The sequence below is a fragment of the Hugenholtzia roseola DSM 9546 genome (assembly GCF_000422585.1).
GTDB classification, from domain to species: Bacteria; Bacteroidota; Bacteroidia; order Cytophagales; family Bernardetiaceae; genus Hugenholtzia; species Hugenholtzia roseola.
In genome coordinates this window covers 102748-127180 of sequence record NZ_KE383881.1, presented here as the reverse complement: position 1 = coordinate 127180, position 24433 = coordinate 102748, and the positions used below count along the sequence as shown (strand labels likewise).

At 39.8% G+C, this 24433-nt stretch carries 19 protein-coding genes; 10 read left to right on the top strand and 9 right to left on the bottom strand.

Annotated features, from left to right (window positions below):
• On the top strand, positions 1-654 hold a 654-nt coding region (locus G500_RS0114175; protein ID WP_027003032.1), incomplete at its 5' end, for a PD-(D/E)XK nuclease family transposase.
• A gap of 135 nt (positions 655-789) precedes the next feature.
• Here G500_RS0114175 and G500_RS0114170 read toward each other — a convergent pair.
• Positions 790-1278: a GAF domain-containing protein gene (locus G500_RS0114170; protein WP_027003031.1), complete on the bottom strand. Its 489-nt coding sequence runs from the start codon at positions 1276-1278 to the stop codon at positions 790-792.
• A gap of 145 nt (positions 1279-1423) precedes the next feature.
• Between G500_RS0114170 and G500_RS0114160 the strand changes: the two genes are divergently transcribed.
• The 5 genes from G500_RS0114160 to G500_RS0114135 all read left to right on the top strand — a co-directional run bounded on the left by G500_RS0114160 (position 1424) and on the right by G500_RS0114135 (position 6078).
• The gene (locus G500_RS0114160) at positions 1424-2293 is read left to right on the top strand and encodes a universal stress protein (RefSeq protein WP_027003030.1); all 870 of its coding nucleotides are present in this window, start codon (positions 1424-1426) and stop codon (positions 2291-2293) included.
• A 473-nt stretch (positions 2294-2766) separates the two neighbouring features.
• Positions 2767-3579, top strand: coding sequence for a 3'-5' exonuclease (locus G500_RS0114150; RefSeq protein WP_027003029.1), 813 nt, complete (start codon positions 2767-2769; stop codon positions 3577-3579).
• 53 nt (positions 3580-3632) lie between these two features.
• Entirely contained in the window at positions 3633-3959 is a 327-nt protein-coding gene (locus G500_RS0114145) for a hypothetical protein (protein WP_027003028.1), read from the top strand.
• Between the two features lie 69 nt (positions 3960-4028).
• A complete protein-coding gene (locus tag G500_RS0114140; protein WP_027003027.1) occupies positions 4029-4778 on the top strand; it encodes a lysophospholipid acyltransferase family protein in 750 nt (249 codons plus the stop codon).
• Entirely contained in the window at positions 4750-6078 is a 1329-nt protein-coding gene (locus G500_RS0114135; protein WP_027003026.1) for a type IX secretion system plug protein, read from the top strand. The genes G500_RS0114140 and G500_RS0114135 overlap by 29 nt, the downstream gene beginning before the upstream one ends.
• 22 nt (positions 6079-6100) lie before the next feature.
• Here G500_RS0114135 and G500_RS0114130 read toward each other — a convergent pair whose 3' ends face one another.
• Positions 6101-9355, bottom strand: coding sequence for a type ISP restriction/modification enzyme (locus tag G500_RS0114130; protein ID WP_027003025.1), 3255 nt, complete (start codon positions 9353-9355; stop codon positions 6101-6103).
• Positions 9356-9513: 158 nt separating this feature from the next.
• Positions 9514-9894, bottom strand: coding sequence for a hypothetical protein (locus tag G500_RS0114125; RefSeq protein WP_027003024.1), 381 nt, complete (start codon positions 9892-9894; stop codon positions 9514-9516).
• Between the two features lie 124 nt (positions 9895-10018).
• On the opposite strand from G500_RS0114125, the gene guaA reads away from it, so the two are divergent.
• Both guaA and G500_RS0114115 read left to right on the top strand, forming a co-directional pair.
• Positions 10019-11545 carry a glutamine-hydrolyzing GMP synthase gene (guaA, locus tag G500_RS0114120; RefSeq protein ID WP_027003023.1) on the top strand — a complete coding sequence of 509 codons (1527 nt, stop codon included), beginning with the start codon at positions 10019-10021 and terminating at the stop codon, positions 11543-11545.
• Between the two features lie 128 nt (positions 11546-11673).
• Positions 11674-12843 (top strand): cysteine desulfurase family protein, encoded by a 1170-nt coding sequence (locus G500_RS0114115; RefSeq protein ID WP_027003022.1) that lies wholly within the window; start codon positions 11674-11676, stop codon positions 12841-12843.
• A gap of 320 nt (positions 12844-13163) precedes the next feature.
• Here G500_RS0114115 and G500_RS0114110 read toward each other — a convergent pair whose 3' ends face one another.
• The 6 genes from G500_RS0114110 to G500_RS0114070 form a co-directional block, all read right to left on the bottom strand.
• A complete protein-coding gene (locus tag G500_RS0114110) occupies positions 13164-15113 on the bottom strand; it encodes an ATP-binding protein (protein ID WP_027003021.1) in 1950 nt (649 codons plus the stop codon).
• A 170-nt stretch (positions 15114-15283) separates the two neighbouring features.
• Complete coding sequence (locus G500_RS0114100; RefSeq protein ID WP_027003020.1) at positions 15284-15883, bottom strand: DUF6624 domain-containing protein; 600 nt, start codon at positions 15881-15883, stop codon at positions 15284-15286.
• A 369-nt stretch (positions 15884-16252) separates the two neighbouring features.
• On the bottom strand, positions 16253-17881 hold the full coding sequence (locus G500_RS0114090; RefSeq protein WP_027003019.1) for an SUMF1/EgtB/PvdO family nonheme iron enzyme: 1629 nt from the start codon (positions 17879-17881) through the stop codon (positions 16253-16255).
• A 21-nt stretch (positions 17882-17902) separates the two neighbouring features.
• The gene (locus G500_RS26170; protein WP_169514670.1) at positions 17903-18043 is read right to left on the bottom strand and encodes a hypothetical protein; all 141 of its coding nucleotides are present in this window, start codon (positions 18041-18043) and stop codon (positions 17903-17905) included.
• Between the two features lie 82 nt (positions 18044-18125).
• Positions 18126-19916, bottom strand: a complete 1791-nt coding sequence (locus G500_RS23590) for a S8 family serine peptidase (RefSeq protein WP_051203641.1) — start codon at positions 19914-19916, stop codon at positions 18126-18128.
• Between the two features lie 516 nt (positions 19917-20432).
• Positions 20433-21764 carry a hypothetical protein gene (locus G500_RS0114070; protein WP_027003018.1) on the bottom strand — a complete coding sequence of 444 codons (1332 nt, stop codon included), beginning with the start codon at positions 21762-21764 and terminating at the stop codon, positions 20433-20435.
• Positions 21765-22158: 394 nt separating this feature from the next.
• Here G500_RS0114070 and G500_RS23585 point away from each other — a divergent pair, with 394 nt between their 5' ends.
• On the top strand, positions 22159-23121 hold the full coding sequence (locus tag G500_RS23585; protein WP_051203639.1) for a PmeII family type II restriction endonuclease: 963 nt from the start codon (positions 22159-22161) through the stop codon (positions 23119-23121).
• The gene (locus tag G500_RS23580; protein ID WP_051203638.1) at positions 23115-24335 is read left to right on the top strand and encodes a DNA cytosine methyltransferase; all 1221 of its coding nucleotides are present in this window, start codon (positions 23115-23117) and stop codon (positions 24333-24335) included. The genes G500_RS23585 and G500_RS23580 overlap by 7 nt, the downstream gene beginning before the upstream one ends.
• Positions 24336-24433 lie beyond the last annotated feature (98 nt).

Sequence of the window (24433 nt, the reverse complement as noted above, 5' to 3'; positions counted from 1 at the left end):
CGCATGGCGTATGGCGCATCAAAGGCCCTAACGGAAAATTTGAGTTTGGGGCAATCTTATTCCGAAATTAAAAAAGTAATTTCTGTTAATATCGTTTATTTTGATTTAGGACAAGGAAAAGATTATGTCTATAAAGGGACAACTAATTTTCAAGGTCTGCACGAACACGACCTTTTGCAGCTTTCAAACAAGCAAAAAGAAACTTTTACCAAACAAAACATTTCTGATATTTTTCCCGAATATTACATCATCAAAGTCAATCAATTCAATGATGTCGCCAAAGATACTTTGGACGAATGGGTTTATTTTTTGAAAAATAGTGAAGTAAAAGATAGTTTTAAAGCAAAAGGTTTGGCAGAGGCAAAGGAGGTTTTAGATGTTATGCGTCTGAACCAAGAACAAACTTATGGTTATAATCGTTACTTAGATTATTTACATGTAAAAGCAAGCGAGGCACTTTCTTTGAAAATCCAACAAGAGGAACTGATGGAAAAGAAAATAGCGGAGGCGAAGGAGAAAGTGCGGAAAGATGAGAAAATTGAAATTGCTAAAAAAATGCTCAAACGTGGGACAGAAATCCAAGTTATTTCAGAAGATACAGGCTTAACGATTGACCAAATAGAGCAACTTGGTCATGAAATAAAGAAGGATTGAGTAAATCTTGAAACCTTCTATCTGCCAAAGAGCGGATAAAAGTGCCTTATTTAGACTTTTATATTCCCAAAAAACTAACAGTTTTTTGAAAACTGTTAGTTTTGATTTGGTATAAATAAAAAATGGTGAAATTTTTTATCTAAAATGTTTTTTCTCAATTATTTGCGCAACCTGTTCCAAATAAAATTGGTCGTCTGCCTCAAAGTCATCGAGTTTGTCGCTATCAACGTCTAAAATCAAGACGACTTCTCCATTTTGAAAAATTGGCACCACAATTTCCGACTTCGAGAGAGAACTACAGGCAATATGCCCCTCGAATTTTTCCACAGCAGGAACAAGAATCGTCTTTTTTTGCGCCCAAGCTGTTCCACATACGCCACGCCCATAGCGAATACGGGTGCAGGCAATATCGCCCTGAAAAGGAGCTAAGACTAATTCCTGCCCCTGCACACGATAAAATCCGACCCAAAAAAAGCCCATTGTCATGCGCAAAGCCGAAGCGACATTGGCTAAATTTGCCGTAAGGTCATCTTCGGGTGCGATAAGGGCTTCTAATTGCGGTAGGAGGGTCTGATAACGCGCCTTCTTTTCGGCTTGTAGGTCTATTTTTAACGTTTCTGCCATTTTTTTTAAATTTTTGGGTAATTTTTGGGTTTGCTACTTGCAAAATTAGAAATAAAAAACGTATTTAAGATGCCAAAAAGAAGGTACGTTTTCAATCTGTCGCTGACGTGCTTTTTGCTTCTCACTGTTCTTACTTCGCTTATCTATGAAACCCTATCTTTTAGTTGTAACAGATTTTACTACCTCCTCTTGGCTTACTTTGAGCTACGCCCTTGTGATTGCCAAGCGTCAGAGGTGGAATATTTTTTTGGCGCACCCTTTTTTAATGGACATTCCGCCGGGTAGCAATCAGCACCTTTTTGACGAGCGCCTTAAAAGTCTTACTTTGCAAGGGGAAGCCAAAATGCAAGCCCTCCTCGCTTCGGTACGTCTACCGGAAGGCGAAAGCCTCGCCGAATGGGAAACAGAGATAGAGATAACCTCTTTGGTCAAGCGCGGGCAAGTGGGAGATGTAGTCAAAGAGCTATTGCGCGGGCAGGATATTGCCATGATTGCCATCGATATAGAAGGCGAACGCAGTTGGGAAAATTTTTTCCTCAATGATAGCATTTTCGCCGACACAGGCACACCCGTTTTGGCAATTCCCGAAGGCGCACCTATACCAAAAAATTTCGACTATGTCGTTTATGCCACTCGATTAGACGATAATGATGAGAGCCTTATTCGCAACTTAATAGATTTTGCGACTACCTTTGAAGCCAAACTCGACTGCCTGCATATTTGTACCGATTCAAAAAAAATGCTGGAAGAAAACTCAAAGATGTCTGATTTGAGAACGCAGTTAGGATACAGCCTTTTAGACACACACATCAATTTTAAAATTGTGGTAGAAAAGCAAGTACGCAGTGGCTTAGAAAACTTTTTACAAAAACAACAAGAAAAACAGCAGCGCGTAGATTTGCTCGTTATGCGCAAACAGGAACGCAATTTTTTCGCACGCCTGCTCAATAAAAGCCTTGAATACGGTGCTTTGGCGCAAGAATCGCAAGTGCCACTTTTGGTGTATAGAAGTTGAAAATAGAAGCAAAATAAAATTTGGCTTAAAGCCGTTTTTGGGTCTGAACGCACCATTTTATTTCAATCCGACTTAGGAAAAGGCAATGCCCTTGCCCTACTGCTGCCCAGTAATGTTAAGTTCTGTAAAAAAACTTGTTTGGTCAAATTAGAAACGAAATAACGTTTGGACTTAAACCCTAAGGGTCTTGAAGACCCTTAGGGTTTGGGGCATAGAACAAGGCAATGCCTTGTCCCTACATTCGAACCTAATTTTTACTGCCCACGATTTTTAGACATTTAAAATTACTGCTCTTTTTCTAATCCCTTTCTAATCTCTAAAAACAGGCTCAATAAAAAGGGATAGATTGAACAAGAGGGAATAGATTAGATAGCTTTGAAAACCCAGAACGTCGTTTTTTTCCAAAAAAATGCTATCTTGCTGCCTCAATGCCAAGAGCTTCTTTCAGACTTATCAAAGGACAACCCTTTTCTATGAAAATAAACCTCAAAAATCCGCTTGCTTTCTTCGACCTCGAAAGCACAGGCACAGACATCATGCACGACCGTATCGTAGAGATTTCCGTCGTCAAACTTCTGCCCAACGGTGAAAGACAAACGCGCACCAAACGCATCAATCCCACCATTCCCATTCCCGCCGAAGTTACGGCAATTCATGGCATCAGCGATACAGACATTGCAGATGCGCCCACTTTCAAGCAAATTGCAAAATCTTTGGCAGACTTTCTCAAAGGGGCAGATTTAGCAGGATTTAATATTCTGCGCTTCGATGTGCCAATGTTGGTAGAAGAATTTTTAAGAGCAGGGGTAGATTTCAACCTTCAAAATCGCAAAATTATAGACTTGCAGCGCATTTATCACCTGATGGAGCCACGCACGCTTTCGGCAGCCTATAAATTTTATTGTGGAAAAGAACTCGAAGGAGCGCACAGTGCCGAAGTGGATACCCTCGCTTGCTTGGAAGTATTGGAGGCACAAATTGAGAAATACGACGGCGTAGAGGTAAAAGATACACGCGGCAACGTTCTCAAACCTGTAGCCAACGACATGGCTATTTTAAACGAACTTTCTCTCTCGCGCAATGTGGATTTGATGGGGCGCATGGTCTATGATGACAAAAATGTACCCGTTTTTAATTTTGGAAAACACAAGGGAAAAAGCGTAGTAGAAGTTTTAAAAGCCGAACCTTCTTATTACGATTGGATGATGAAAGGCGATTTTGCCCTCAATACCAAACAGGAACTCACGCGCATTAAACTTTCAATGGCTACAAATCTTTTTAAATAGTCCTTCAAAAGCCATTAAAAAAACTTTACAAAACATAAAATTATACTTATTTTATGATTCAAAAAATTACTTCTTCTTTCCTACTACTTTCTCTTATCTCTTTTTTTTGGGCTTGTCAGGCGCAAAAAGAAGATAAAGAGGCAGAGGCTTCTTTCCAAAAGGCAACCCAAGCCTATTGTGCCTGCCTGAAAGCAAAGCCTGTTTTTGATGTAGAAACCGCTGCCGAAGTGAAAAAAAACTGCTTATCTGAAAATCTAACCCCACTTTTGGAGGCACAGACACAAAATCGCGCAAAATGGGCAGCCTTTTTTGTGGCTGAATCTGATGCTTGTGAAAAGGAAGCCTTTGGCGAGCGCATGAAAGATTTAGACCCTCAATGATAAAAAGCTAAAAAAGACTTTTCTATTTCTTTTTATGCTATAAATACTGTTTAACATTTTTGTCTTCTTATGTCGCTTCTTTATACAATTTGGTGTCTTTTTTGGTTTTTCGTTAGTTTTGTCGCACTCTATCCTTTTTTTTGGATATTGATACAAAAAAAGGCTTGGCATCAATATACCCATTGGGTCTATAAGGCTTGGGGAAAGTTTTTCTTTCTTATTAGTTTTATTCCTGTACGAAATATTTGGTTTTTCAAGCCCAATCCGAAACAAAATTACATCTATGCTGCCAACCATGCCTCCTTTCTCGACATCGCCCTTATGATTAGTGCTATCCCAAATTTTAGCACCTTTGTAGGCAAAAGTTCGGTAGGAAAAGTGCCATTATTCGGATATAAGTTTAAAAAATTACACATTCCCGTAGATAGAAGCGAAACACAGAGTCGAGTCCTGACCTATGAGCGCATGAAAAAAGCCGTTTTAGCGGGCAAAAATCTACTTATCTACCCCGAAGGCGGCATTTTTAGCGAAAATCCGCCTTTGATGATACCCTTCAAAGAGGGTGCTTTCAAAGCTGCCATCGAAACGCAAACGCCCTTAGTGCCTGTGAGCATCTTGGGCAGTTGGCGCGTCTTGCCCGATAAATCACCGATTAGGTTTCGCCGCCACCGCTGTACTTTGCTTTTTCATGAGCCTATTGATACAAAAAATAAAACACTTGACGAAGTAGAAGCCTTCAAAGACCACGTTTTTCAAATCATCGATGCCGACATTCAAGCCTTTCTACAAAATGGAAACCGTTACCAAAAACCCCTTTAAATTATTGCACTTTTATATAAAATTTGCACTTTTCCTGCTTTTTTTATCTCCTTTATTTTCTCTGCCCCTTTTGGCGCAAGAAAATAACGCGCCTATTTTTGATAGAATTGTCAATCCCGACATAAAGACGGTGCTTTTCTATCCCAACTTAGGCACGCCCGAACAAATTTTGCGCCCTGCTATCACTACCTTAGATAAGCAAAATTTGGTCTTAGAATTTGATATTTTAAATGGTGATGGTAGTTATTTGATGGCTAAAATCTACAACTGTTGGGCAGATTGGCGCATTTCCGAACTGCCACAAATGGAATACTTAGATACTTACAACGATTTTCCTGTTCAAAATTTTGAGTATTCTATCAATACAAAAGTTTCCTATGTGCATTACAAATTTCAAATTCCGCCGCTCAAAGTATCGGGCAACTACGTAGTCAAAATCTTTGAATCGGGTGCAGATGAAGAAAACGACGAGCCACTCCTTATTAGGCGTTTCACGCTTTACGAGCCAAAAGGCAGCGTTTTTTTACAGCAAGTACCTTTGAATAATCCTACTGAAAATAGAATCCGTCATCAAATCAATGCAAGTTTAAATTATGGTGGCTTGACACAAGTAGTCAATCCTGCCGAACAACTGCAAATCGTGATACGGCAAAATTATAGATGGGACAATGCGCTTTATGGCTTAAAGCCTACTTTCATACAGGCTTTTGACAAAACTTTACAATATAATCATTTTAATTTAGAAAATACTTTTTGGGCTGCCAATGAAATGCGCATCTGCGATTTGCGTTCTATGATGCGTCTGGGCATCAATGTAGATAGCATACAACTTTTGCCCGACGGAAACGCAGTGCATTTGAGGCGTGAAAAAAGTAGAGAAAATAGCGATTATGCTTTTTATGAAGATTTTAATGGTCGTGTCATTATAGAAGGAGAACGCGGTACAAATCCAAGTATAGAAGCCGACTATGCGCGTGTTAATTTCTACCTCAATGAAAGCGAATCGATGTATAACAAAGACGTTTATTTGATAGGGAACTTCAACGATTGGCAAATTACAGAAGCATATCTATTCAAATATTATCCTACTTTAAGACTTTTTCATGGCGAATTTTGGCTAAAACAAGGCGTTTATAGCTATTATCTTGCCCTTTCAGATGTTAGGCGCAGTTATGTAGATGCGCTCACTTTGGAAAATTCACACTTTCAGGCGCGTCATGTCTATGATGCCATAGGCTACTTCCGCCCCATGGGAGCGCGTACCGACTACGCCATTGCATATAACGCAATCAATCAATAAAGAACTAAAAAACTATCCTATTTTATTTAACATAGATTTTATCTATCTCTTGCATTAGTTTTTTTGTTTCCTGAATAGCTACAATTATTTTTTGGTAATGTGCAATATCTTCTAAACTTAGTTCCTCATCTTTGCGGTCTTTGAGCCACTTTTGGGCAGGCTGATAACCGCCAATGTAGAAATCCCAAACAAAAGCAGGAACATTGTCAAAAAATTGACTTTCATTGATATAAATTTTTTCGTTTTGGAAGAAAAATTTTTCTACTTTATTATTGCCTTTTTTAGGATACAAAACCGTAGCGTTATTTATTTTTTCACTTTCCAATAAATGAACTTGACGCAATTCCTCTCCTAACCACACCAACTGCCAAAAAGAATCGGCATCTTTGGGGTAGGGTATGCGCGGAAAATCTATTTTCAAAAATTCTTTATATTTTTCTCTATAAGTTGGCGCATGTAAAATGGCATAAATATAGTCTAAAATATCTATGGGTGAAAAAGTATTTGTTTTATTTTCTTTTTCATCTATAAAAATTAAGTCTAAACTTTTTTCTATTTTTTGTATAATTTTAGGATTCAGGTTAGGAACGCGCTTTTTTTGCTCAAAAAGTTGGGTAGGACGAACATCTGCCTGCTGACTCTGGCGATAACGCTGCCACTTTTCTTTTAAAGTAGAAAGTTCATTTTTTAATTTTTGTAAGTTTTTAGCTTGATGTTGATACAAATTTTGCATCTCTTGGTCGGGATTTTCTACATTTTTATACAATTTATGCAAATTAGCAAACGATTTTTCAGCATTATCGATAAGCGCGAGTAATTCCTCCTGACGCAATTCCAACAGTTCCAACTCATCTAACCTGCGCTTTTGACCACGCAAACGCTCTTGCGCCGACTCTGGATAAAGATAAAGCGGAAAAACCAAGCCTGCCCCAAACTGCCCTGCTACGCCTGTATAGTTTCCGTCGGTGAGTCCCTTGCTTAGGAAAAAACCAAATTTTTCTGTAATCGCCTGTCGAGGTAATAAAATCGCAATATTCTCATCTAATAAATGTTTCATTACTGAAAATCTATGTCGCTCAACCTTGTTTAAGTCATAATTAATGTAGCGAACATCAAAAGGTCTATAATAATAAAGTTGATTATTTTCATCAAATTTTTTATTACTTACTAATTTGTTATCATCATGGGTTTTAATACCACTTGCATAAATACCAAAAAGTTCTTGGAGTGCGAAACCTTCTTGATAAGAGGCATTGTTTTGAAAATTTTTCTCAACAAAAAAATAATTAGGGTGGGCAGCCTCCACTTGTTTCCAAGCTAAGGACGACATCTTATTTTTTGTCAAGACTTCATATTTTGATTTTCTTTTACCAAATAGCTCATAATAAAAAACTTTTCCTAAATCTTCTGCCGCTTTTTTACCTGTCTTCACAAAAATATTGATGCTAACGCCCTGCATGATGTCGAAAACATTTTGGTCGGGCGAACCGTCAGGGGCAACTTCCTTTTTTTTGGCGTTCCCATGTAGGTCTAAAATATAAATTTTATCAAAATCTTGTAACAAGTTTTTTCTCATTTGACGATGAATAACTCCATCAATAAAACTATTATTAGAAACATAAGCTAATATCCCACTACCATTTTTATGGATAAAATGCTGTCCATAACGAATAAATTTAATATAATCATCTGAAAGTGGTTGAATATTTTTTTCATTCAAATCTTTTTTATAGTCTGCAATAAGATTTTGAATCCACTCATTTTTATTAGAACTACTCACTGCATAAGGCGGGTTTCCAATGACACACATCAGCGGCGTATCGCGCTTGATTTGATTGGCTTCATTCGCTTCCCTACTTAGCCACGAAGCAAAAAGGCTACTCACTTCGGGCTGACTTTCTTCCAAACTATTGGTTAGAAAAATCCTAAGTCGTTGATTTTTAGTAGGTTGATAGCCTGTTTCGGAAAGAAGTAGGTCTAATTTGAGGTGCGCCATTGCATAACTCGCCATCAAAAGTTCGAAGCCATGCAAGCGCGGCAATAGGTCGTTTTCTACATAACTATCCCAAATGCCTTCTTTTCCTTTAAATTTTTTATGGATATTTTTAATAATTTCTGCTAAAAAAGTACCCGTACCTGTGGCAGGGTCAAGGATTTGTACTTTGTGAATTTCCTCTTTATTTTGTTTTTCTTTTTGTACTACTTCCATTTTAGAAGCATTGGCAAGCCCGTTTTCGAGTCCAAATTCTACCTGCAAAATTTCATCAAGAGCGCGTACCATGAAGTCGACCACAGGCTGCGGAGTGTACCAAACGCCGCGCGATTTACGCAATTTGGGGTCGTATTCACTTAAAAAGGTTTCGTAAAAGTGAATAATGGGGTCTTCCATATTGGTACTTTTCCCATAATTTTTTAAAATCTCTTCGATATTACACGCCAAAAAGATGTCTGCTAAATCATCTACTACCCAAATAATGCGGTCGTCTAAATCGTAGCCTGCCACATATTGGAACAAATTTCTAAGAAAAGGGTTCGATTTGGGGATAAGTTGGGCAGCCTTTTGACGCGAAAAGCTGTCCAGATGCGCATCATGTAGGCGAGCGGCAAACATGCCATAAGCAATCGTTTGGGCATAAACATCAGCAAAAGCTTGGGGCGTGATGTCATGAATTAGAATCTGGCGAAAGGCAAGCATTTGGTCTTTGAGCGTGCTATCTTCGCCGCTTGTTTCGTCGCTAATCAAGGCTTTTCCAATAATATCGGAAAGCAAACGCGCCTTTGCAGCCATCATTTGGGCTAATTTTTTGCTGCTATTGATGGTCTGTCCGACGTGATAATAAAAACTTTTTATTAGATTTTCAAATGCTTTAAAATTTTCTTTTATAGGTTCAATTTTTTTACCATTCAATTCTGCAATCGCAATTTGTGCCACCAACTCACCTTCCTGATAGAGATAAAATTTGATATAATCTGTAAAAATGATATTGTTTAGTGCAGCCTTGTACCTATCAAATTGTGCCTTGTTGCCTGTTTTTTTTGTGCCTTCAAGGTCTTTTTCGCCTATGTCTTTGGCTTCGATGAAGCCCACAGGAATTTCATTTTTGGTCAGAATGTAATCGGGCGCACCGCAGGCTTGTCTTTTGGGTTCGTTTGTGATGTGCAAATCGGGCAGCAAACTTTCTAACAGTTGTTGTAAATCGCCGCGAAAAGTATGCTCTGTGGTATTGCCAAGGGCATATCGTTGGTTTAAAATTTCTATGTATTCTGATACTACCATGCGATTTTAAAAAGATTATATTGTATTTTGCCTTTTTTTGACAACTCTACTTTTTATAGCCAAGTGGAAAGCAAAGGTACGTTTTTTATTGGAGCAAGGCAAAGAAAGGGGCTTGTTCGTTCCGACCAAAAACAGATACAATCGTCATAAAAAACACTTTATTTTTCACCCTCGCCTTCGTGGGACATAAACGGTCTTGCGCCATAAAAAGCATAATCGAAGTCATAGGAAGCGTCATATTTATAATTCCGATAATTTTTCCAACCTAAAAACTGCTTTTTGTCAATTACGCCCTCGAAAGGCTCTGATATATATAAATTTTCGCCATTTGAAAATCTTAATCTTAGTTTTGTTTTGTAATTGCCTTCATATTTTGGTATTAAAACCGTTACAAACTCCTTGGGAATGAGTTTATGAAACAAATGAAATTTGAAGATACAGAAATATACACAAAAAACGCAATCTAAGCTAAAAAAGATATAAAAGAATGGCAAATCCGCGCCTAAAAATTCGGTAGCAGGGTATTTGATTCGGCTCAAATATTTGCGAAACTCTATAAAAAACGCTACTTTTGCACTTTGAAAGTGCCGCCTTTCTTATCAGAGGAGGCGACACGATTAGCCCATTTTCGCACCATTTCGGCACAAGCTGTGCTGCCTCGCTATGCAAGAAAAAATCCTTATCATAGACTTCGGTTCGCAATACACTCAACTGATTGCGCGTAGAGTTCGCGAATTAGAGATATTTTGTGAAATACACCCCTATCACCACCTGCCCCTGATAGACGAAAGTGTCAAAGGCATTATCCTTTCGGGAAGCCCCTTTTCAGTGCATCAAAACGATTCTCCGCGCATAGATTTGGCACAGTGGCGCAAAAAGATACCGATTTTAGGCATTTGCTATGGCGCACAGCTGATGGCGCATGTGTATGGCGGTAGTGTGGTGCGCTCGGAAATCCGCGAATATGGCAGGGCAAAGATTCGCCCTTTGGCGGAGTCGGGGCTTTTGAAAGGGGTGTCGGAAAGCTCGCAGGTTTGGATGTCGCATGGCGATAGCATACAGAGTTTGCCCGACAATTTCGAAGCCATTGCGCGTACAGAAAGCATACCCGTTGCGGCTTATCAAATCAAAGATGAGCCTACTTTTGGCTTGCAATTTCACCCCGAAGTAACGCATAGTTTGGAAGGCAAAACTATTTTAGCCAACTTTTTACTCGAAGTCTGCCAATGTAAAGCCGACTGGACTCCTGCCGCCTTTGTGGAGGATACGGTGGCACAATTAGAGGCACAACTTGGTAGCGACAAAGTCGTGTTGGGCTTATCGGGCGGAGTGGATTCTTCTGTGGCTGCCCTTCTTCTGCACAAGGCGATTGGTAAAAATCTATACTGCGTTTTTGTCGATAATGGTTTATTGCGCAAAGACGAATTTGCACAAGTGGTAGAATCGTATCGCGATTTGGGTCTGAATGTAATCGCTGTCGATGCCAAAGCCGATTTTTATGCTGCCTTAGCCCAAATTTCCGACCCCGAAGCCAAGCGCAAGGCTATCGGAAAGGTATTTATAGATGTTTTCCAAGCCCAAGCACAAAGCCTAAGCGATATTAAATGGTTGGGACAGGGTACTATCTACCCCGATGTCATCGAGTCGGTTTCGGTAAAAGGACCTTCGGTAACGATTAAAAGCCACCACAACGTAGGCGGTTTGCCCGAAAAAATGAACCTCAAAATTGTAGAGCCACTGCGCATGCTTTTCAAAGATGAGGTTCGAAAAGTGGGAGCAGAGTTGGGGCTTCCTACCTTTATTCTAAACCGTCATCCCTTCCCCGGACCGGGATTGGCGATTCGCATTTTGGGCGACATTACGCCCGAAAAAGTAGCGGTTTTGCAGCAAGTAGATGCGATTTTTATAGAAGGTTTGAAAGCGCATAACTTGTATAGTGAAGTCTGGCAGGCAGGTGCTATTTTGCTCCCTGTGCAATCGGTAGGCGTTATGGGCGATGAACGCACGTATGAAAACGCCGTTGCGCTTCGTGCCGTAACCAGCACTGACGGCATGACGGCAGATTGGGCGCATCTGCCTTACGATTTTTTGGCAGAGATGTCGAATCAGATTATCAATCGCGTCAAGGGCGTGAATCGGGTTGTGTATGATATTAGCTCGAAGCCGCCTGCAACGATTGAGTGGGAATAAATAATGGGGGCAAGGGAAATGGTTTGGCTTTCCCTTGCTTCTCTTTGCCTGCCTTGTATCCCCTCTTTTGCACCTACTCTTTCATCTTTTAAGCCTATTTTAAAGTACCTTTTGAAACACAAGCACCCATGAACCACCACACAGACGATTACATCTACCTCGATAATGCTGCCACTACCGCACTTTCGCCCGAAGTCTTAGACGAAATGATGCCTTTTTTCACTACCCATTACGGCAACCCTTCCTCTACCCATGCACAAGGGCGCGTTGTACGCACTGCCATCGAGCGGGCGCGTAAGAAGGTAGCCGAACTGCTCAATACCTCACCTGCCGAGATTTTCTTTACTTCGGGCGGCACAGAGTCTGATAATACTGCCCTACGATGTAGCGTAGAAAGCAACGACATCAAACACCTGATAACCAGCAAATTAGAGCATCATGCCGTCTTGCATACTGCCGAAGAATTAGAAAAAAAAGGAAAAATAAAAATTAGTTATGTCAATACTGACGCAAAAGGAAATATAGATTACGTACATTTAGACCAGCTATTATTAAATCATAAAGGCAAATCTTTGGTTTCTTTGATGCATGGCAACAACGAAGTAGGCACCATCACCGACATCGCAACCGTAGGCGAACTTTGCGAGCAGCACCAAGCCCTTTTTCATTCCGACACCGTACAGACAATGGGCTACTATGCTTTGGATACGCAAGCAATTCCCGTTCATTTTTTAGTAGGCTCTTCACACAAATTTCACGGTCCCAAAGGCGTTGGCTTTCTCTATTTGCGCCATAGCACCCAAATCAAACCCTTTCAGACAGGTGGCGCACAGGAGCGCAATATGCGCGGCGGTACGGAAAATGCCGCAGGTATCGTAGGCTTGGCAAAAGCCTTAGAATTGGCTTTGAGTGAAAGAGAAGCCGTAAAAAATCATATTCTAACCCTAAAAAAACATTTTATAGAAAAACTAACGGCTATTTTTGGGTCGGAAATTTCTTTTAATGGCGAATCGGCAAATTTAGAACAAGGCTTGCCAAAAGTGCTAAATGTGCGCTTTCCTGCCTCCAAAGAGTTGGGCGATATGTTGCTTTTCAATTTAGACATCGCCAAGATTGCCTGTTCGAGCGGTAGTGCCTGTTCGAGTGGCTCGAATGTAGGTTCGCACGTGCTTCGCGCCCTTAATTGTGCAGGCGGACAGCCTAATATTCGCTTTTCATTTAGTAAGTACAATACCCTTTCTGAAATTGATTTTGTAGTAGAAAAGTTAGCCGAAATCTACGAAATCAAGATGGCATAAGCGGCTCATAAGGGTCTGAAATATACGCACAAACGTAAAATCTATCAAAAACGATTAAAAATTTGGCTTACAACCCTAAGACGCTTAAAAACGCTTAGGGTTTGTTTTGTACCATATTCATTTATTTTTGTAACTGACCGCTGACGGGAAATATTTGCAAAGGGTGAGTTTGATAGCACTTTCCTTGCCCTACGCACAAAGTTTATAGAAAGCACAAAAGCCTAAATTAGCACATTAGCCTGCCTTTTGGCTTCGCCGATTTACAATTAGCTTCGCTGACTTTCTGTTCGCAAACATAACATTGTGGGCAGGTAGTCTATTTAGCGAGGTTTTTGAGAAGTTTTTTTCATCTTTTCTAAAAAGGTAATATGGTTTTCTATAAAGGATTTTTCATTGTGGTTATCTGCAAATTCTAAGGCTTTTGATAAATCTTTCTCTGCTTCGGCTAATAATTGCCGACAAAGTTCCCAAGCTCTTGATTTAGTTTTTGAACTACTCTTGAAATTTTTACCTGTATTAATACAACTTTTTGCTAAATCCATTTTTGCGGTAGCCCTTTTTTCGAATAATGTTGCATTAGTGGTTAAAGAAGGATATTTTGAAAAAATATCTCCAACGAATTTAATTACGTCTTCGGGCGTACCTACTTTTTTTAGACTGACGACTGCTTTTACCACTTGGCTTTCTTCTATTTTGCCTGATAATGCAACAGAGAGTATTCTATTGGCTAAAAGTTCATAGTTTTTATCTTCCTTTTGAAAAGTTAATATTTCTGCAATGTTTATTAAGGTATTAGGATTAAGTGAATAAAAATCTAAATTTTTATTAGAAATAAATTCATAAAGTTCTTGTGGTTTTTTCTGTTTTGCTACAATTTCACAATACAAATCAAGAGTTCTAAAATTATATAAATCTGTATCTAATAAATGCAAAGCTTGTTGTTTTGCTTCGTCCAATTTTCCTAAAATAATTTTGTCCTGTATTTCTTGCAATTCTCTTACAATACGATGTCTTGGGTGTGCAGGCAGGATACAAGTGATGCTATCCGTCCCTATTTCAAAGGTCGGATTTGGGCAGCCTTCTTCTTTCATTGTTCGGAAAATAGTCGGAATACCTTGCCCTTCGAATTGAGCAAGTTGTAGTTTATTAAATAAATAAGCAAAACTTTGGTTTCTCCACTTAGGACTTGCTTTACCGCTTAAAAATTTTTCTTTATCAACTCCCCAATGGAGTTCACCCGGCGACATAATTTCAATTCTATCAGAAAATACAGTAATTCTAATAGGTTCAGGTATTTCATAATTTCGATGAACGATAGCATTGATAACAGCCTCCTGCAAGGCTCTAATGGGGTACTTTACTTGATTTGGCTTTGCGTTAGTTTTGTCAAATGCAGTGTAAGCCTGAGCATTCAAAAGCTCTACTGATTTTCTCGCTTGCTCGATAATTGAACCTGTCAAAATGTGCCTCTCAGCAGTCGTGGCACTTCTGTCTGTTCCACTATAAATAGAAAATACAATGTGTGCATCAGGAAAATTGACAGTAATAGAGGATTTTTTGCCGAATAATAAAAGTGTAAAATTTCTTGGGCGCAACACGCTATCTAATCCACCCCGTCTAAATAAAGGGGATACCAACTCCGCTATCTGTTCCTTATCTGAAAAATAATCTTCTAAGGATTTATCAGGAAAAAGTAGTCCCATTTCCTGCATACAATCCCGAAATAAAAGAACATCTATGTCGCTTTCAGTCGCAGTAGGGTGCATTTTTTTATCGAAATATTCTAATTTTTGTTTTTTCACTAAAAGTTGCGTAAGAACCCCATTGCGGGCTTCTCTTGTTTCTCTGCTCACTCGCACGTAATAGGCACTGCTTTCTCCATCTCTATAAGAATGTGCCTCTGATGTTCCCAATACAATAAAAATTAAAATCCTTGTATCACTATTTTCAGGATTTTCTAATTCTTGGACAATAGGCACAACAGGGGGACTCACATTGTCTCTGCAATATTTTAATACCCTACCTTCAATTTCTTTTAATTTGTTGGCAGATAGCCCTGTATATTCGAGTTTAGGAAAGCCATACTCATCTTTAGTTTCATTTGCACCGCAAACCACGTACCCACCACCAAAGTTTGAAATATCATTAGCAAAAGCAGAAATGGTTTTTACGATTGATTTGACAATTTCTTTGTCATCACCATTTTTTTTCCACTCTACTTTTTCACTTTCTCGCGTTGCGAGTTCTTTTAAATCTATTGAGTAAGTCATTTTTAAAATTTATTTTTTTGATATTTATTATTACACTTGCCACTAAACTTTTTGGCTTTGCCTTCGAGCGAAACAAAACGCACCTGCACTCGGCTAATATACAAAAGTTTTTCAGGTGTAAATGCAGAAACGCGTCACGCCTGACGAAAAATTTGTGTTGGCGGCTGTCTTTACTTCGTCCATCCGACACTTTTTCTCCATTGTTCAATTTCTTGCGTTCTCTTCTCAAAGTCTTTCGGTGGAGATTGATTTTCATTTATTACTTGTTTTCTCATTATTTCTGTTTGTTCTTCAAGTGTGTTAAGTCCGATTGATTTTCTTCTTTCATTTACTTTGGTTAAGTCGTCAAATATATTAGGGCTAAGGTTTCCGTTTTCGTCCCAATCAAATTGAGTTCCGTAAAGTTGTGGCTTACCTTCAAAAACTGCGATTCGGTCGGTTAGATACGCTAAACTTTTCGGATTTGCTTTGTTTTCACTAACAGCTTTTTCCAACAGTTTTGCACATTTTTTCATAAATTCAGGTTGTCCGACAGAATGTTGTATTACCAACCAAGCTGCTTCGTTAGCCTCCTTACCAACTTTGTCGATTGTCGGATAGCCGATTTTGTCTACTATGTTGCTTAATATTTTAGCATTTCTGTTATGCAACTCTTTCATTTCTTCGTTATAACCATTACTAAGTTGTCGGCTTTGAACCAGTTTCTCCCTTAATGCTAAATCTGCATTTTTCAAGTCAATTATATTTTCTGTAATGCTTTTATAATCCATTCTTTTGAAGTTGTTTTATTCTTGCAAAGTTTCATCATAAAATATCTACCACCAAGCATTTATCCAAAACTTCCCCACGCCTTTTCACTTCTATACCACAAAACAAGCGTTTTTTAAGCGAAGGCGGCAAGGAAATAGAGGTTAATTTTATCAAAAAAGCCTTTTAAGGTGTTACTGAAATAACAAACTTATATAAGCTCGCTTTGAAAGGGGCAAAGTTTCCTATTCAGGGCAGCGCAAAGTTACAAAACTTCCCACAAATTTCCAAGCCCAAAAACAGCATTTTGTAGAAAAAAGAAGATTTTGATTTATCGAAACTATGCTTTCTAAATTTGAAAAAATTTCAAAGTAATTCAACTTTTAAGTTGGCTATCTTGCACCTCTGCCACCTGTGGTATCCCTACGTAAGAAATGACGCAAATTTGCATAATATCTTGCCGAAACGCTAGTATCTCTAAAATTTCCTACTTCAAAAGCAGTGCTATTCCAACCGCCTCCGCGCAAACGAAGCAAGTCTGCCGCAGGTGCAAAACGCCAAACAGTAGCCTTACCCTCCGCATCTAAGTTTCCACTGCCAACATTGCCCTGATAGCGCAACGCCACTGCCTCAAGAGTAACACACGCCTCCCATACATTACCCGATAGCTCCAAAACGCCATAAGGTGAAGCCCCAGCCTGTAAGCGTCTTTTAAAATAAAGTGCCTCATTTTCAGACTCTTGTGTGGCTTCTTCGGCTCTATTTTGGGCTGCTCCAAAACCGACGCGCGTTACACCTGCTAATTGCCTAAAATCTATACCCGAATTGTAGTTGGCAAAACCTGCACTATCAACTCTTGAAATGGCAGGGTCGAAGGTTTCTGTTTTGCGCAACGTTTCATTTTCGCTGCCTTCATTTTCTACTCCATAACCATTGATAAGGTAGATAGTCTGCCAAGGAAATTCTCCTTTTTTGGGAAAAACTCTCCCGCGTGCTATTTTCTCAAATTCAAGCTCCGTAAGTGGACGCAACGCAGCCCACTCTAAATAAGCCAATAAATCTTCTCCATCAAGCCAGTTACAGGCGCGTTCTTTTCCATCTTGCGGCTCATTGAAAACGCCATTCAAATTGCCATCACAGGCATAACGCGCAGGCTGCAAAGTGAGCGCGTCTGCACTTTGCGCCACAACGAGCGTGCTTCGCGCCGCCTCTGCCCTATCCAAAGGCGCAGGTGAAAGGGCAGGTGTGGCAGGCGGACTATCGGGCGCAGCACGTGTCCTATTTTTTTGCTGTTCAAAAGTTAGGGTATTTAAAAAATCTGCATACTGAATTTGTGTAATTTCGTATTTCATTACCCAAAAAGAGGCAAAACCTTTGGGAAAAGTAGCGGGAATATTGCCTTTTGGCGACCAATCATCAGCAGCACTGCCATAGAGTTGGTTTGCCGCCGTTCCTACCGAAATTTCGGCTTCGCTTTCTATCCAAAAAGGTTCGGTATCGAGCGAATCCAATGCCTTTGCGCCCCCTTTGCGTAGGGCGTTTTGTGTGCCTATTCCATCGCCAACCCAAAAACCACCTTCGGGAATCCAAACCATTTCCACAGCAAAAACCCTAAAATCGTACTGCCCCAAAAGCGATAAGTTTTCTGAAAATGAAAGAGTTAGTTCGGTTTCTATATCAGAAAAAAAACCTTTTTGTTGAGGATATACAAAAATTCCTTTGCCATCACTCACCGCTTCCACTTCCAAATCGACATTTTGAACCAGATGCGCCGCCTTAGTAGCACTCAAATCCAGATGCTGCCACGCTCCCCCATAACGGCGATATTTGACAAAAAGCCAAACACCATCATGGTTCAAATCATTGTGCCAAGCATTTTCCCAAGCCAAACGAAGGTGCAAACGCCCCGCATCTATTAAAGCTAAATCGCTAACTATCAAGCCATTAGCGCAAAGCGAAGGTATTAGAAGTAAGTGAAAAGTTATTAAAATAAAGTATATTTTTTTTAATTTTATTTTCATATTTGTATGAGAAAGATTGTATTAAGCGGCATTATACTTTTTCCACAAGACTACCCCTATGATAGTTACCAGCATCAGTAAAATCATAAGCAGATACATAAGTGCATCTACAATGAGATAATTTCTATATTTTTGGTATAATTTTTTGACTTTTGAAAACATAAAATTGAAAGTTTATGAAACTATAAAAGCGATAAGAACTTTTTTCTTATCGCTTTTTATGCTAATTTGCTATTAAAACCTTTCAAGGTTTTACCACTTTTAAGACCTGACTATAAGCAGCACTTTGAAAGCGAATGTATAAAATCTGACTTGTCAGGTGAACAGGGATTTGCAGGACAAAGTTAGGATTTTGGGCGATATTTTCCATAGAAATTACTTGTTTGTCCAAAATTTGTCCTAAAATGTTGCAAATTTCTATTTCTACCGTAGGCGAAAGTAGCGAATAGGTAGCCACAAAATCAGGCGCAAAACGAACTTGAAGTTGATTGTCTTTTTCCAAAGGGTTAGGGAAAGAAGTTTCTATCATTTTCGTTTTTGTAGCAAAAAAATCAGGACTTCCATTGACAACTCTATTTTGCGCCCTTTGAAAATGAGGAATCCCGTATCCAAAGTTTTCGTCGGGCGTGCGATATTGGTGTCCCGATTGTTTGAGATATTCGCGTACTTCGGAGGCTTTTAGGGTTGGGTTTGCCTGCCAAAAACCTGCCGCCAAACCGCTTAGAACAGGCGCGGCGAAGGAAGTGCCATTTCCTAAGGAAAGCATATCGCGCACGCCCCAAGTGGCTGTTCCGCTGCCCATTGTTACCAAGTCGGGCTTGATGCGTCCGTCGGCGGCGTTGCCACGTGAGCTAAAACTTGCCAAATCATTCAGCACATTAACCGCCCCTACCGCCAAGACATTTCGCGCATCAGCAGGGAAGGTAATTTTTCGCCATGCCAAATTTCCTTCATTGCCCGCACTTGTTACCACCAAAATTCCCCTTTCGGCAGCCCAATCTGCGGCACGTGAGATGAGGGCAGTGCGCCCATCGAGGTCTTCGTGTTTGTAATTGAAGGCAGGGTCATCAAAATCGTAATAGCCCAAAGAAGATTGAATAATATCCACGCCAACGCTATCGGCACGTTCGGCAGCAATGAGCCAATACGCCTCCTCGATGGGCATTTCTCCTCTTACATCTTCGGTTTTGTATAAAAAATATTTCGCTTTGGGTGCGCCGCCTACTAATTGTCCCTCCAAATTAGAAGCCAAGACGGAAAGCACGCGGCTGCCATGGTCGCTGCTATCATCTACCTGCGGCTTGCGCAAGACAAAATCATAGGTTTCGCCGATGTCCATACCTGCAAAGACGCGCATATTGACCCATTGGCGGAAGCCCCCATCAAAGACAGCAATCCAGATGCCTTCACCACGATAGCCTGCGGCGTGCATTTTATCTATGCCAACCATCTTATTTTGGTCGTTGGCTGCGCCAAAAGTTGCCGAATCTTGTAGGGTGCGGCTTACTTTCTGCCAAGAAGTGCTAAGAAGGGTAGGATTTTGGAACAAGTCGGGCAAGGACAAATCCAGCCCCTCGCTTGCCAAGCCTGTGCGATTTTGGTGCTTTTCGTAATCTTCTAAAAAGGAAGCCCTTTTTCGCTGCTGATGCGCAATTTGTTCGATTTTAAGGACAAAAGGCAGGTTTTGAATCTGTGCAAAGACCTCCTCTGTGGCAAAGACCAACGCACCATTTTGCCATTTGGTCGGATAAAGTATCTCTGCACCTGTGGCGGCGATTTGTCGTAAATAGTCGGGATTGACGGGTAAATCGCGCTCATCAAGGCTAATTTGTTGTTTTATTCGCCTATCTATGGCTTTTTGAGAAAGAAAGGCACGCGGATTTTGTAGGTTGAAAGGCGTTCCGTTTTTGTCTTTAAAAAGGACAAGTTGTGTTTTTTGTGCCGAAACCCAAGCCGATAGAAAAAGGCTCACAGAAAGTAGGAGCGATACTTTTGAAAAATAGCTTAAAGGAGGAGCAATTTGTTTTTTTTTCATCTTTTTAATCGCATTTTTTATCAATAGGAAAGTGAATCACAAGCATTTTTTGGAAATTTTAGGCTTTATAGTAGCGAAAAAGCCCAAAATGCACTTTGCACCAAAACCGCAATGTTAAGTCCTGCGCAAACTCTTAGGTTGTCAAATTTGAAGCGAAATAAAATTTGGGCTAAAAACCCTTTTTTGTTTCAACCTCGCTTAGGACAAGGCAGTGCCTTGTCCCTACGTTGGCTACTTTTTTTTAGCATTTAACCCCCTGCACAGCGTTAAGTTTTAGCAAAATATTGCGTTTTCAAGTTCTTAACAAAATAAAATTTGGATACAATCTTATTTTGGGTCTGAATAAACAATTTTATTTCAATCCAAGTCAGGACAAGGCAGTGCCTTGTCCCTACGTTGGCGTGAGATTTTCAAAACTTAACAAGACTGCACCTTGAAGACAGTTAGTCAAATCAAAAACGGCACTTGAAAGCAAGAAGTTTATAGGAAAATAGACTTTTCTGAAATCTTAACTTTTTAGAGTCCGCCCCCAAAGAAGCCGTCTAAGTTATTTACCGTTGTTTTCATGCGCTCGATATTGATGGCGCGGCGAATACCAGCGATAGCCTCTGTTTTGCGGGTGCGCAAAATATCCACTTGGGCTTTGATTTTGGTATTGTCGCTGCTCAAACCCAATTCAATAGCACTCTCTAAGACGTTAATCGTACCACGACTATTTTCCTCTAACATCGAGATATACTGCCCATAAAGGCTCTCGAATTGGCGGTATAAATGTGCGGCTCGTTCAGTGTTTTTGTTGGCATCTAAGAGGTGCGGATTTTGTTTTAGCACCAAACCGTAATCTACCTTTCCATTTTTGGTAGCGGCTTTTTCCAAGCCCTCTAAGTAGCGGCGCACTTCGTCTTTGTTGTAGCTACGAAAGACGGTAGAAAGATACTCGCCTACGGGAACATTTCCGTTTTCGTCAAAAGAGCCTGTTTGGAATTTGAGCGAAGTAGCATAGGCAGTAGTTAGTTCTAAAAGCGTATTATGAATACTTGCATTTTGTACCTGATAGCTTTCCAAGTTGGAGGCAAAACGCATATTGAGCTGATTGAGCTGGCTATAATAACCTGTATATTTTTCCATTTCGGTCTTGAAAGTCAGGATATTGTTTGCAGAAAGGTCTTTCCTTTGTGCCGCAATTCCAGAAACATAACTCAAAAGCGAAGTTCCGACATTGACAATCGGAATGGCAGAGGTAAAGGTCTTGACAGCGGGCTGCTCTAAAATTGCCTTTGCAATTTGCATGACCTGCCCATTGTTTCGGTCTTTGCCTACGGCGATATGCTGTTCGATGAGTTTGAGCATTTTTTCATTGTAGGAAAAGCCCATGCTCTGGTCGGCAGGGTTGTTTAGGGTTGCCAAAAGGTTGCGATAACTTTCTATCTGGCTAATGGCATAGAGGGTATTGAGCCTATCGTTGAGCTGCTCGAAGAGGTCGGCAGAGCTAACTAAGTTGGTTTTGATGATTTTGTAACGCGCCTCGTCGGAAAGCTCTACTCTTTTGGTTACGTCCTTTACAATGGCTTCGTTGCGTTCTAAGGCACTGCGTTGGGTTTCTACGGTATAAGAAAGGTCTAAGATTTTTTTAGTGCTATTTTTTAAAGAGTCTTGCAATAAATTGAGAAGCGATTGATAGCTTTGATTTTGTTGGTTTAGTCGTTGTTGTTGCTGCTGCATTTCTTGCAACATCTTGAAAAGTTGGGCGGTGCTAAGGCTATCTTGTGCATGCAAGGCGGCAGGCGTGCCTATCCCAAGCAAAAAAAGGAGCAGTAGGCAGGTAAGGGAAAGCGAAGTATGTTTCATAAAATCAGGGGATTGGTAAAAGATGAATGGGAGTGTAGAAAAGAGAGGGGTAGAAGCGTTTTGAGTTTTTGCGCTAAGGCATCTTGCGAAACAAAATTGCGAATTTATTGGCAGAAATCATAAAAAAGGCAAAAGAAATAAAAGGGGCAGCCCGAAAAACCTATCATTCAAACCCATAAGATTTTAGAAACCTTATCGTTTGAAGAAAATGATTATCTTTGCAGAAAGAAAAAACAGCAAATTATGAGGATAGAGGTAAAAATGGAATTGCTTTTGGGCGGTTGTAGGGCGTTATTAAAGCAACTATTTTGTGATACCCCTGCCTCGTTCCTATATAAAGACTGTACGACTAACCTTTAGAAATAAAAATTATCACGATAATTTGAACTAAGCTATGGCAGCAACGGTACAGACCTTAATAAAAAAAGGCTTTTCAGTGCATTTGAAAGGACTTTCGGGCGCATTTAAACAAAAAATAGATATTCTTGCCCATCATTTTGGCAGCCTCGATAGTTTTTTAGCTGCAAAGAGAGAAGACTTTGAAAACATTACTTTTATAGGTGGCGAAAAAGCTATCAAGTTAACCGAGTCAGACTTTGAAAAAATTATCGCCTTTCAACGCAGTGGTTTGCTTGATAGCAAACTAAGCATACGAGAGAACTTTATTAAGGTATTGGTTAGCGAATTTGTAAATCGTCAGTTGCAAATGATTGAGAACTTAGAATTAGAAACATTAAATATAAATCCTATTTTAGCAGGTGCCTTAAATTTGGATAATGAAAAAGATTTGATTCGCTACTATGTCTATCAGGCTATCTCTCGCAGTGTTGTTACCTCGGTAGGCTTTTTGGTACAAAACTTGATTTTATATGCAAGTGAGTACGTGCATGAAGGAAAAGAAGACGAACTTGGGGAACAAACAAAATGGGATATTGTAGTCGAAAAGGTTAATGAGGTAAAAGCCTACTTGGAAATTAAGAGTGGAACCAATGATGTGAACAAAACACAAATGCAGCACTATAAACGCGAAATAGAGTTAATAGAAAACCAAGGCTTTAGGGCTTTTATCGGCGAAACCTACGGAAAAAGAGAGGATAAAACCGTTACACACGGTTTAATGAAGCAGTATCTGCCCGACTGGGACAAACGCACTTTGATAGGAAAAGAACTATGGGGCTTCATAACTGATGACAAAGACTACCACCATAAGTTGGTAGAAATGCTGTTAAGTGCCTCAAAGCACGTCCTATCAAATCAGACGATTATCGATAAAATAGAAAGCCGAATGGAACCCATTTTAGACAGTTTTCAAACAAAATACACTTCTTACGACCAATTTTTAAAATCTTTATGGTAACAAATAATTTTAGCTACAATGTTGTTTCAATATTTTCAGGTGCCATGGGTCTGGATTTAGGACTTGAAAAAGCGGGCATGAAAGTTGCCGTTTGTGTAGAGATGGATAAATTGGCTTGCAAGACCATTCGCGCAAATTCTAACATTCCTGTTATTGAAAACGATATAAACAAAATTACCACTGACGAAATACTAACCACGGCAAGCCTCTCAAAAGAGGAGGTTTTCGCAATCGTAGGGGGACCGCCTTGTCAAGCCTTTAGCACAGCAGGGAAAAGATTGTCTTTGCAAGATTTTAGAGGCAATGCTATTATCAGGTACTTGCAGATTATAGAAGAAATTAGTCCTCCATATTTTATCTTAGAAAACGTAAGGGGAATTTTATCAACCCCCCTAAATGTCGTTCCACCTGAATATGAAAAAGAATACAATCATATTGTAGAGATGCAGGGTAGTATGATGTATTTTCTTTGGCAGGAGTTTAGTAAATTAGGCTACCAGCTAAGTTTTACACTCTTCAATAGTGCTAATTATGGTGTTCCGCAAGCCAGAGAGAGAGTCATTATTTTCGGCAGTAAAAAGGGCAGAATACCGCTGCCAACTCCCACACATAGCCAAACAGGGCAAGAAACGGGAAAGAAATGGACATCTTTAAAAGAGGCTTTTCAGGGGCTTGAAAATGTAAAACAAGACTATTTGGAAATACCACAACGAATAAAAAAGTATCTGACCTATCTGAAAGAAGGACAAAATTGGCGGGATTTGCCTCCAGAAGTACAAAAAGAAGCAATGGGTAATTCCCTCGAATTGGTAGGTGGCAAAACAGGTTTTTTTAGGCGGCTTTCTTTTTCCGAACCCTCACCTACATTACTCACGAGTCCGATAATGAACGCTACACTATTGGCGCACCCAACCGAAATGCGTGCCTTGTCGGTGCAGGAATACGCGCGTATCCAACAATTTCCTGATAATTGGAAGTTTGTGGGCAAACTTACAGATATTTACAAACAAATAGGAAATGCGGTTCCTGTTGGCTTAGGGTATGTGGCAGGAAGAACCTTAATAGACTTTCACGAAGAAAATTACGACGCAAAAAGAGAGAAAAACAACATAATACCTTATTCGAGGTATTTAGATTGTTGCGATTTTGAGTTTATCCCAAAATTTAAGAATCAAGTTATTCAAAAAGAGCAAGTTAAATTAAGTTTGTTTTAAAATATAAAAAATGTACTTAACACAATTTTTAGCAAAAAACGTATTTTTTTATTTCAATCTCACTCAGGACAAGGCACTGCCTTCTCCCTACACCCGTA